This is a genomic window from Bradyrhizobium sp. (assembly GCF_030646015.1).
Taxonomy (GTDB): domain Bacteria; phylum Pseudomonadota; class Alphaproteobacteria; order Rhizobiales; family Xanthobacteraceae; genus Bradyrhizobium.
Map to the genome: position 1 here is coordinate 15,947 of NZ_JAUSLT010000195.1, position 11,249 is coordinate 27,195.

The following is an 11,249-nucleotide window of genomic DNA, read 5'->3' on the forward strand; positions in this document are numbered from 1 at the left end:
AACCGGCCTCAGGCCAGCTTGACCGTTTCAGCCTTGAAATCCTTGCCGAGTGCTTCGAACACCTTGGCGACGATGCCCTTGGCGTCGAGGCCGGCGCGGGCGTACATCGCAGCAGGCGAATCATGGTCCATGAACTCGTCGGGCAGCACCATGGAGCGCATCCGCAGGCCGCCATCGAGCATGCCGTGCTCCGCCAGCGTCTGCATGACATGGGAGCCGAAGCCGCCGATCGAACCTTCCTCGATGGTGAGCAGCACTTCGTGCTCGCGCGCCAGTTTCAGGATCATGTCGAGGTCGAGCGGCTTCATGAAGCGGGCGTCGGCAATCGTGGTGGAGAGGCCGAGCGCCGCCAGTTCGTCGGCGGCCTTTTCGCATTCGGCCAGACGGGTGCCGAACGACAACAGCGCGATCTTGCTGCCCTCGCGAACGATGCGGCCCTTGCCGATCTCCAGGGGAATGCCGAATTCGGGCATTTCGACGCCGCGGCCTTCGCCGCGCGGATAGCGCACCGCGCTCGGACGATCGTTGATCGCGACTTGCGTGGCCACCATGTGCACCAGTTCGGCTTCATCGGAGGCCGCCATGATGACGAAATTGGGCAGGCAGCCGAGATAGGCGTTGTCGAACGATCCGGCGTGGGTGGCGCCGTCGGCGCCGACCAGGCCGGCGCGGTCGATCGCGAAGCGGACCGGCAGGCTCTGGATCGCCACGTCATGGACGATCTGGTCATAGCCGCGCTGCAGGAAGGTCGAATAGATCGCGCAGAACGGCTTGTAGCCCTCGGTGGCGAGGCCTGCCGCGAACGTCACGGCGTGCTGCTCGGCAATGCCGACGTCGAAGGTGCGGTCGGGGAAGGCCTTGTTGAAGATGTCGATGCCGGTGCCCGACGGCATCGCCGCGGTGATGCCGACGATCTTGTCGTCCTTCTGCGCTTCCTTGACGAGGCTCTGTCCGAATACGTTCTGATAGGCCGGCGCATTCGGCTTGGCTTTCGCCTGGGTGCCGGTGGCGACGTCGAACTTGACGACGGCGTGATACTTGTCGGCGGAGGCTTCCGCCGGGCCGTAGCCCTTGCCCTTTTGCGTGACGACATGGACCAGGATCGGGCCGGTCTCCATGTCGCGGACGTTCTTCAGCACCGGCAGCAAATGATCGAGGTTGTGGCCGTCGATCGGGCCGACATAATAGAAGCCGAGCTCTTCGAACAGCGTGCCGCCGTCCATCATGAAGCCACGGGAATATTCCTCGACGCGGCTGGCGCGGTTCGAGATGATTTTCGGCAGATGGGTGCCGAGCTGCTTGGCGGCTTCGCGCAGCGTGCGGTAGGTCTTGCCGGAATACAGCCGCGACAGATAGGCCGACATCGCGCCGACCGGCGGGGCGATCGACATGTCGTTGTCGTTGAGAATGACGATCAGCCGGGAATTCATCGCGCCGGCATTGTTCATGGCTTCATAGGCCATGCCCGCGGACATCGCGCCGTCGCCGATCACGGCGATGACGTTGTTCTTGCCGCCGGAGAGGTCGCGCGCCACGGCCATGCCGAGCGCTGCGGAGATCGAGGTCGAGGAGTGGGCGGCGCCGAACGGATCGTAGTCGCTTTCGGTGCGCTTGGTGAAACCGCTCAATCCGCCGCCGGTGCGCAGCGTACGGATGCGGTCGCGGCGCCCGGTCAGGATCTTGTGCGGATAGGCCTGGTGGCCGACGTCCCAGATCAGGCGGTCGCGCGGGGTATCGAAGATGTAATGGATCGCCGTGGTCAGCTCGACGACGCCGAGGCCCGCGCCGAAATGTCCGCCGGTGACCGAGACGGCATCGATGGTTTCCTGGCGCAGCTCGTCGGCGACCTGCCGCACTTGCTCCACCTTGAGCCGGCGCAGATCGTCCGGGGTGCGGATCGTGTCGAGAAGCGGCGTTTTACTAAATGTGGTCACAGCGATATTCCAATTTTGCAGGTCGGGACTGTCAGCCCGACGTGAGATGGGTTGCGCAACATCGGCGCAGCGAAAACCAGGGCGCCGGATGCTACCTGAGCAGGCCGAAGCCTGAAGAGTGAGCCTAGTCGCGCTCCGGATCGGTCAATGTGATATGCATCACCTTTGGCGGCTTCGCCCTTCTCAGTCAATTTTATCAGCTATTTGAAGTGCTTAACTTTGCCAAAAATCGGCGGCAGGCTGCCTTCAATAGCCCATAGAACCCCAAGCTTTACACTAAAGCGGCTGTTAAAGCCAACCCGGCGGGGCGCTGCCGCGCGCCACGGTTAAGGGCGGGGGGGAACCTGCCTTTCAGCCCCGGCGCCGTGCCGAGGGTTCCATCTCGCCCAATTCGGCGGCATCCGCCGGGCCGGTATCGGCGGATTCGAGCCTTTTCCAGGCCCATTCCCGGGCATTGGCGTCGCCGGTCGCGATCGCCAGCGCCTCCTCGGGACGCGCCATACGGTCGCTGAGCGGGATCGGCCCGCAGACGATCATGAAAAAGTCATAGGCATGCGGCCGCTCATTGGCCATCACGAACTGGAAATGGACCCGAAAGAACTGCCAGCGGAACAGGTTGTAGTGCTCCGGCCTGATGATTTCGCGGAACCGGACCGGCACGATGGTGGGGTTGCGTCTGATGGCGCCGACGTCGATGCCGTGGCCGGCAATCGGATCGAACGGATAGAAATTCATCACGTCCTTGCGCGACTGGCAGTCGATCCAGTCGATCGACGGCTCCACCGCCAGCAAGCGCAGATCATCGCGGAAATCCTGCGACGCCGCGTGAAAACCGACGATCGGGAAATTGCCGCCGATGGTCAAAAGCACGATGCGCGGACCGTGCCGTCCGAGGTCAGGGTCGAGCCTGAGCGCGCGCGCCAGAATTTCGGTCCCCAGAAAGGATCCCGAACTATGGCCGACGACGACGATTTCCTCGGCATCGCTGGAGCGCGCGACATCGACGAGGTATTGCGCAAAGCGGTCGATCCGCGCATCCCATTCCGGCCGCTGCCGGTGCGAAAACTCCCAGGTCCAGATCGTGTCGGACAACAGATAGAGCAAATAGGTGGAGTTTTCCGTGTATTTCAGCACCGTGCCGAGGACGGCGACGAACAGCGCCGCCGCGGCAGCCATGCCGAACAGGTCGGGAACGCCGAGCGCTTGCAGCCCTCTTGCGAAGCCGAAGGCAATGCCGAACGACCCCAGCGCCTCCAGAAACAGCAGGAAATGCGGGTAGGTGATGAAGGTCGCGAACCGCCAATGCGCCCGCCAGAACCGCGCAATGGTGCCGCGGAAGACCAGGCGCCAGTAGATCCACATGGCGTGGAAAACCGTGCTCCAGATCGGCGCGGCAAGGTCGCGCTGGATCAGGTCCTCGAACCGCAGGAAATCGTAAGCCGTGCGGGTCTGCCAGTCGCCGGCCCTGGTCTCGATCGACCACGACGCGGTTTCGCCGTCAGGCGATGCCTGCGGGCGGCTGATGGTGGCGTTGAGCTGATACAGCCGGCCGAACTTGCGCAGTTCGGTCCTGAACATGCGGTAATACTGCGCAAGCCCGCGCGGATCGTATCCCTGCACATAGATGATATGGCGGTGCTGAACGCGCACTTACTGCTGATCCCCGGACTGACGGCCGGACTATATCAGGCCGCTCAACCCGCCAAGAACTAATTCAGCCCTCTCCGGGGTCGCTTGCCGGCGAATTCGCCTATTGTTCTCACCTGTTGCCCGAGAGCGACTGCCAGGAGCGACGTCAATCCGGCCGGGCGGCCGGCCCTCACTGCACGTCGAGCGGCTCGGTACCGGTGACCTGGCCGCTGGAATCGGTGGTGATCTTGTCGACCCGCGCCTCGGCCTGCCGCAGCAGTTCCTCGCAGCGCCGTTTCAGGGCCTCGCCCCGCTCGTAGATGGCCACCGATTCCTCCAGCGGCACCTTGCCGTCCTCGAGCCGCTTGACGATCGATTCGAGCTCCTCGATCGCGCGTTCGAAGGAGAGCTTCTTGACGTCGACTGCGGTGTTTTCGGCCATATCAGGTGTCCCGGATGCGCCCCCTGCGAGGCGCAGACTCAAGATGATCTATGCGGACGTATTGTGGCGGGAATTCACGCGCCCATCAATGCGGTGACGTGGGACGCTACCGACTCTTTCAGGCCCTGCAGGTCATAGCCGCCCTCGAGCACCGAGACGATCCGGCCGCCGGCGCTGGAGTAGGCGACGTCCATCAGCTGGCGCGTGACCCAGCCGAAATCCTCCGCCTGCAGGTTGAGCGACGCCAGCGGATCCCTGAAATGCGCGTCGAAGCCGGCCGAGACGATGATCAGCTCGGGCGAAAATTTGCGCAGCTGCGGCAGGATCACGTTTTCGAACGCGGCGCGGAATTTCGCGCTGCCGTCTTCCGAGGCGAGCGGCGCGTTGACGATGGTGTCGTGGTCGCCGCGCTCGCCGCTGGCGCCGGTGCCCGGAAACAGCGGCATCTGGTGCGTCGAGCAATACATCACGGTCGGATCGGACCAGAAAATCTCCTGGGTGCCGTTGCCGTGATGCACGTCGAACTCGACCACGGCGGCGCGGGCAATGCCGTATTTGCGCTGGGCGTGGCGCGCGGCAATGGCGGCGTTGTCGAAGAAGCAGAAGCCCATCGGCTTGTTGATCTCGGCGTGATGGCCGGGCGGACGGATCGCGACGAACGCATTGTCGTAGCTGCCCGACATCACGGCATCGGTGGCGGTGACCGCGCCGCCGACACCGCGCATCACCGCTTCCCAGGTGCCCGGCGACATTGAGGTGTCGCCGTCGATATAGATCAGGCCGCTCGACGGCGCGATATGCCGGAGTTCCCCGACATAGTGCTCGCCATGGCACAGCGTGACCGAATCGAGGCTGCCCTCCGGCGCTTCGCCGCGCACCAGGGCGTTGAAGCGGTCTTCGCCGAGCACCTCGCCGACCGCGCGCAGCCGGTCGGCGCGTTCGGGATGGCCGGGCGGCGTGGCATGGTCAAGACAGGCCGGATGCGTCAGCAGCAATGTGGTCATGCAAGATCCTGGCGCGGTAAGCGCTTTACGAGAAGGGGCTAATCTAGGCGGTCAGCGCGGCCTGGGAAAGAGCCAGTACCTGGAATCATAGATCGGTATTGCTGCCCATCCTTCGAGACGGCCACTTCGTGGCCTCCTCAGGATGAGGTTAACTTGCTGAAACACACCAACCTCATCCTGAGGAGCCGCGCCCTTGCGCGGCGTCTCGAAGGATGGGCAGCAAGTGATTCACCGATGTCCGCTCATATCGCCGGTATTTCAGTTCATTCGCACGATGCGATTTCCGGTGGCGGGCGCGATCGGACTGTTGGCCCTGAAATAGGCGTACAGCGCGTCGACGTCGTAGACGCCGACCTGCGGCGCGAGCCCTTCGGTAAAGACGGTGAATCCGTCGCCCCCGACCGCGAGAAAATTGTTCACGGTGATGCGATAGGCCGTCGCGGGATCGATGCGCGCGCCGTGCAGCGACATACTGTCGGCGGCGACGCGGTCGCCGACCGGCCTGGCGCCGTCCCAGCTGTAGCTGAATCCATCCGAGACATGCAGGATCCGCGGCCGCTTCGGGTCGAGCCATTGCTGCTCGAGCATGTTCTTGATCTGCATGCCCGTCAGCGTCAGCGTCACCAGCTGGTTGCGGAACGGCTGGCTGGCGAACACGTCGCCATAGGTCACCGCGCCGTCATCCCTCTTCAGCATGTCGCTGCGGACGCCGCCCGGATTGGTGAAGGCGATCACCGCGCCGCCGTTGACCTCGGCGCGGGTCGCGGCCAGCTGGGCGTCGGCGATGATGTCGCCGAGCACGCTTTCGCCGGATGCGTTGGGGGTGCGCGACAGCGTTTCGGTGATCGACCCCGCCGGCCGGCTGGCGATCGGCGCGGCCAACCGGTCATAGGAGTCGAGCAGGGCGGTCTGCTGCGAATCTTTGGCAAAGGCGTCGGTGCGGACGATGACATTGTCGGCGCGGGCGCTGACGACGTCGCGGGTGACGGGATCGAGCTTGAGGTCGATCGCGGTGACGATGGTGCCGTATTTGTCGGCCGAGGTGACCAGCCTGCCGTCGATATCGCAGACATAGGGCCGATGGGTATGGCCGCTGACCACCACATCGACAGCGCGATCAAATTTTTTGACGATGTCGACGATCGGTCCGGAGATGCCGGGGCACTCATTATAGTCGCCGGTCGGGAACCCGCCTTCATGGATCAGCACCACGATGGCCTCGACGCCGCGCGCCTTCAGTTCCGGCAGCAGCGCATTCACGGTATCGGATTCGTCCCGAAATTCGAGGTCGGCGACGCCAACCGGCGAAACCAGGTTCGGCGTGCCCTTCAGGGTCAGGCCGATGAAGGCCACGGGAATGCCGCCGAACTCCCTGATCGCGTAGGCGGGAAGCACGGTCTTCCCGGTGCTCTTCTCGAAGGTGCTGGCGGCCAGATAGCGGAATTTCGCGCCGAGAAAAGGATGCGGCCCCTGGCATCCGTCGATCGGATGACAGCCGCCGTTCTGCATCCGCAGCAGCTCGTTCTTGCCCTCGTCGAATTCGTGATTGCCGACGGCAGCCACCGCGAGCCCCATCATGTCGAGCGATTCGATGGTGGGCTCGTCGTGGAACATCGCCGACAGGAACGGGCTGGCGCCGATCAGGTCGCCGGCGGCGACGAATATCGTGTGGGCGTGTCCGTCGCGCAGTTGCCTGACCGCGGTGGCCATGTGCTCGGCGCCGCCGGCCTCGACCGTGATCTTGTCGGCCTTGTCGGCGGGATTATCGATCCGGATTCCGCCCGGCGGCGGCTGCAGATGGCCGTGGAAATCGTTGATGGCGAGAACGCGCAGTTCGACCGGCGCGGCTTGCGCCGATGCGCGCGACGCGGGGCCGGGCGCCGCCGCCAGCATTGCGGCGCCAAGGATCAAGGAAAGTGAATGTCTCATGTTACGACCGGCACGACGATTTCACAGAGCTTCGTCCTCATGCCTTCTTGCGCGCGAAGAACGCCTGGAACGCGGCCACCGCTTCCGCCGAGCGCATGCGCTCGCCGAACAGATGGCTCTCCTGGTCGATCCGGCGGGTCAGGTCCTCGGGCGACGGTCGGAGCAGCTTGCGCGAGATCGCGACCGCTTCCGCCGGCAGTGCGCAGATTTCGCGCGCCACCCTGCGCGCCGCGGCTTCGGTCTCACCCGGCGCCACCACCTCGCTGACGAAACCGGCGAGACGCGCATCCTCGGCGCTGACCTTGCGACCCATCACCAGGGTGGAGAAGGCGCGCTGGTGTCCCATGGTGCGCGGCATCAGCAGGCTGGAGGCGCCTTCCGGCACCAGCCCGAGATGGATGAAGGGCGTGGAGAAGCTCGCCGCCGTCGAGGCGACCACGTAGTCGCAATGGAACAGCATGGTGGTGCCGATGCCGATCGCGATGCCGTCGACTGCGGCGACGATCGGTTTTGTATTATGCGCCAGCGCATAGAGAAACTTGATCGCATTGGATTTGCGCGGCGTATCCGAGTTCGACGTGCCGTCTTTCAGAAAATCCTCGAGGTCGTTGCCGGCGGTGAACACCCCGTTGCCGCCTGTCATGACGATGCAGCGGATGCCGGGGGTGTTCTGCGCGCTGTTGATCGCGTCGCTGATCTCGCGATACATGTCCTGCGTGATCGCATTCTTCTTTTCCGGCCGCCGCATGGTGATCACGCGCGTGGTCTCTTCATCTGAAACGATCAGGTGGTCGGGCATGGGGCAGGCTCTCAACGCAGGGAGGATCGACGTGGCTAATCCGGGAGGCGCACCCTACATCAAGTTGATGGCGTCCCAAACCGGCCGGGCCGGTTTTACACGGCGACGGAACGACGCGTGAGGAACATTGCGATGCAACTGACCGGGATTCATCATCTGACCGCAATTTCCGCCAGACCGCGCGAAAATCTGGCGTTCTATACCGGCCTGCTCGGCATGCGGCTGGTCAAGAAGACCGTCAACCAGGACGACGTCAGCGCGTATCATCTGTTCTACGCCGACGGGAAGGCCAATCCTGGTACAGATCTGACCTTTTTCGATTTTCCGGCCGCCCCGGAGCGACGCGGCAGCAACAGCATTTCCCGTACCGGACTGCGGGTCGCCGGCGAAGCCAGTCTCGGCTACTGGCGCGACCGCCTGAAGCAGGCCGGCGGCGTAACCGGCGACGTCATTGAAGTCGACGGCCGGCTGACGCTGCCGTTCGAGGATGGCGAAGGCCAGCGGCTGGTGCTGGTCGACGATGGCGGGGTGGGTCCAGCCTCGCCCTGGGAGCGCAGCGCGGTGCCGGCGGAGCACCAGATCCGCGGCCTCGGCCCCATCGTGCTCACGGTGCGGCATCTGGCCGCCATCGAGCAGGTCCTCGTCGGCGCGATGAACATGCGCCGCGTGCGCGACTATACCGCGCACGGCGCGCATATTCACGTGTTCGCCATGGGCGAGGGCGGCCCGGCCGCCGAACTGCATGTGCTCGAGGACAAGGATTCGCCTGTTGCCCGGCAGGGCGCGGGCGCCGTGCACCACGTCGCGTTTCGCACGCCGGACGAAATCCAGTATCACGCCTGGACGCAGCGATTGTCGGAGCTCGGTGTCCGCCACTCCGGCGAGATCGACCGCTTCTATTTCCGCAGCCTGTATTTCCGCGAGCCCAACGGCATCCTGTTCGAGATCGCCACCGATGGTCCGGGTTTTTCCACGGACGAACCGATGACGACGCTCGGCGAAAAGCTGGCGCTGCCGCCGTTCCTGGAGCCGCGCCGGGCAGAGATTGAAGCGGGGTTGAAGCCGATCGGGTGACTGCGTAGGGCGGATTAGCGAAGCGTAATCCGCCACTTCAACACATCATGCCGTTGATGGCGGGTTACGCTTCGCTAACCCGCCCTACGAGGACGAGCAATGAAAGCCTATCTGGTGCTCGACTTCACGATAAATGACTTCGCCGGTTTCAGAAAATACATCGCTGAAATCCCGGCCTTCATCGCGAAGCATTCAGGACAATACATCGTTCGAGGGGTCGAGCCGACGACCATCGAGGGAGACTGGAAGCCCGAGCGCATGGTCATCCTCGAATTTCCGGCCCGCGAAAATGCGGAAGCGTTTCTCGCTGACCGTGAAATTCAGGAGCTGTTCAAGGTTCGCCACGATACCACGACGAGTAAACTGGTGCTTGTCGATGGGTGCACGTAGCCGGCTGCCAAAGCGCCAAAACCCCAACGTCATTCCGGGATGCGCCTTTGGTCGGCAATTGCCGACCGAAGGTGCAGGCCCGGAATCCATAACCACGATCGCGAGTATGGATTCTCTGATGTGCAATTGCACATCATAGTTTGCGCAAGAGCGCGCCCCGGAATGACAGCTGGAGTTCTACCAGCGCGGCACTCACCCCTTGCGCATCTTGCCGAGCAGGAAGTTGTCGTAATAGTTTTCCGCGATCTGCGTGTAGGAGAGCACTTCCTTCATGTACGCGTCATGGCTCTCCTTGGTCTTCTTGAAGAGCGCGCTCTTCGCGGCGATCTCGTTCAGATGGTCCTGGGTGGCCTGGTAGCAGGCCTCCATGACCGGTTGCGGGAACGCGCGCAACTCCGCGCCACCGGCGATCAGGCGTTTCAGCGCGGCGGGATTGACGCTGTCATATTTCTCGATCATCCAGCTGCCCGCGGCCGCGCCGGCCTGGTTGAGGATGGCCTGGTACTGCTTGGGAAGTGCCGCCCACTTCTCCTGGTTCACGATCATGTGGAGCATGGCCCCGCCTTCCCACCAGCCCGGGAAGTAGTAGTACTTCGCCACCTTGTGGAAGCCGAGCTTCTCGTCGTCATAGGGACCGACGAACTCCGCAGCATCGAGCGAACCCTTCTCGAGCGCTGAATAGACATCGCCGCCGGCGATCTGCTGCGGCACGATGCCGAGCCTGGCGAGCACATGGCCGCCCATGCCAGCGATGCGGAATTTGAGGCCTTTGAGATCGTCGACCGTCTTGATCTCCTTGCGGAACCAGCCGCCCATCTGCGTGCCGGAGTTGCCGCACAGGATGGCATGCGTCTTGAAAGGTGTCAGCGCCTCGTTGACGAGTTCGGCGCCGCCGCCGAACGTCCACCATGAATGCTGATGGCGGTGGTTCATGCCGAAGGGCGCACCCGTGGCATAGGTGAGCGCCGGCTCCTTGCCGATGTAGAAATAGAGCGGGGTCTGCGCCATCTCGACGGTCGCGGTGCTCACCGCGTCGAGCGCCTGCAGGCCGGGCACGATCTCGCCCGCCGCAAAGGTCTGGATCTGAAACTTGTTGTCGCTGGCTTCAGCCACGTATTTCGCAAAGGTCTGCGCGGTGCCGAAGATGGTATCGAGCGACTTCGGAAAGCTCGAGGTCAGCCGCCATTTGATCTCGGGCGTCGATTGGGCGATCGCGGGCGCGGCAACCAGCGTGGTCGCGCCGGCGATGGCGCTGCCTTTGAGGAACGTGCGGCGTTTCATGATGGGTTCACTCCCTTGGATGGCTGGTCGACTGGCGCGGGGCAGGTGCCTCGCGGGACCGGTTGGCGCGCACCATACCGAACTCGGGGGTGGGCATGCAAGGAAGCGCTATCTTGCGCGACGTGGAGCAAAATGCGTGCAACCTCATTGCGAGGAGCTCTTGCGACGAAGCAATCCATCTCACCCACCCGCGCGGCTGCGAGATGGATTGCTTCGCTGCGCTCGCAATGACGTTGATGGATTTGGCCGCGCCCTCGACCCGACGCGATGCGACAAATTAACCCGTCGGGTAAAATTTCGCTTTTCCCGAAACCCAAATCACCGTTACGACTCACGCCATCCTGTCCCCTTAGGAAGGGGCGTTGGCCATCGTCACCGAACGTTGGGATGGGATTGCGGTGGACGCGACGGCATCGTGCGCGGAACGGGATCGCAGGGCGGGATAAACTCCGTGAGCGGTCTTTGGAACGGGCAGACGAGCGGTGTCGAAGCGTACGGCAAAATCGTGTGGACCTGACGCCTCAGTGGTCGGCGTCAAGTCTTGCGGAGGTGCAAAAGCCCGACCGGGCCGGAGTGCCAGTTTCCGTAAGGCGACGGAGGCGAGAAGAGCCCGATACTCCGGGGTGAGCGCGAGATAAGCCGTCAAGCCATTGCGCAGGGAATGTCGGATGTTCTCCGCTGCCCTGTATGCTCGTGTGCGCCTTTTTCGCACAATTTTGCACACGAGACCGCGGGTGCAGCGCGCATCCGGCATTCCCTGCTCCCTC

9 protein-coding genes are annotated in these 11,249 nt (G+C 63.6%); 2 read left to right on the top strand and 7 right to left on the bottom strand.

The features are described from left to right. Nucleotides 1-8: 8 nt before the first annotated feature. The 6 genes from dxs to Q7T45_RS27890 form a co-directional block, all read right to left on the bottom strand. Complete coding sequence (gene dxs, locus Q7T45_RS27865; RefSeq protein ID WP_304875307.1) at nt 9-1,934, bottom strand: 1-deoxy-D-xylulose-5-phosphate synthase; 1,926 nt, start codon at nt 1,932-1,934, stop codon at nt 9-11. Nucleotides 1,935-2,285: 351 nt separating this feature from the next. After that, nucleotides 2,286-3,584: a hypothetical protein gene (locus Q7T45_RS27870; RefSeq protein ID WP_304875308.1), complete on the bottom strand. Its 1,299-nt coding sequence runs from the start codon at nt 3,582-3,584 to the stop codon at nt 2,286-2,288. A 169-nt stretch (nt 3,585-3,753) separates the two neighbouring features. Continuing rightward, complete coding sequence (locus Q7T45_RS27875; protein ID WP_304740169.1) at nt 3,754-4,005, bottom strand: exodeoxyribonuclease VII small subunit; 252 nt, start codon at nt 4,003-4,005, stop codon at nt 3,754-3,756. A gap of 74 nt (nt 4,006-4,079) precedes the next feature. Next, complete coding sequence (locus tag Q7T45_RS27880) at nt 4,080-5,009, bottom strand: histone deacetylase family protein (RefSeq protein WP_304875310.1); 930 nt, start codon at nt 5,007-5,009, stop codon at nt 4,080-4,082. 258 nt (nt 5,010-5,267) lie between these two features. Next, nucleotides 5,268-6,938 (bottom strand): bifunctional UDP-sugar hydrolase/5'-nucleotidase, encoded by a 1,671-nt coding sequence (locus tag Q7T45_RS27885; RefSeq protein WP_304875312.1) that lies wholly within the window; start codon nt 6,936-6,938, stop codon nt 5,268-5,270. A gap of 37 nt (nt 6,939-6,975) precedes the next feature. Continuing rightward, the gene (locus Q7T45_RS27890; protein ID WP_304875313.1) at nt 6,976-7,737 is read right to left on the bottom strand and encodes a crotonase/enoyl-CoA hydratase family protein; all 762 of its coding nucleotides are present in this window, start codon (nt 7,735-7,737) and stop codon (nt 6,976-6,978) included. A 126-nt stretch (nt 7,738-7,863) separates the two neighbouring features. Between Q7T45_RS27890 and Q7T45_RS27895 the strand changes: the two genes are divergently transcribed. Further along, complete coding sequence (locus Q7T45_RS27895; RefSeq protein WP_304875318.1) at nt 7,864-8,811, top strand: ring-cleaving dioxygenase; 948 nt, start codon at nt 7,864-7,866, stop codon at nt 8,809-8,811. 99 nt (nt 8,812-8,910) lie between these two features. Next, nucleotides 8,911-9,201 carry a DUF1330 domain-containing protein gene (locus tag Q7T45_RS27900; RefSeq protein WP_304875314.1) on the top strand — a complete coding sequence of 97 codons (291 nt, stop codon included), beginning with the start codon at nt 8,911-8,913 and terminating at the stop codon, nt 9,199-9,201. 192 nt (nt 9,202-9,393) lie between these two features. On the opposite strand, the gene Q7T45_RS27905 is transcribed toward Q7T45_RS27900, so the two are convergent. Further along, nucleotides 9,394-10,482 (bottom strand): TRAP transporter substrate-binding protein, encoded by a 1,089-nt coding sequence (locus Q7T45_RS27905; protein WP_304875315.1) that lies wholly within the window; start codon nt 10,480-10,482, stop codon nt 9,394-9,396. Nucleotides 10,483-11,249: the final 767 nt, after the last annotated feature.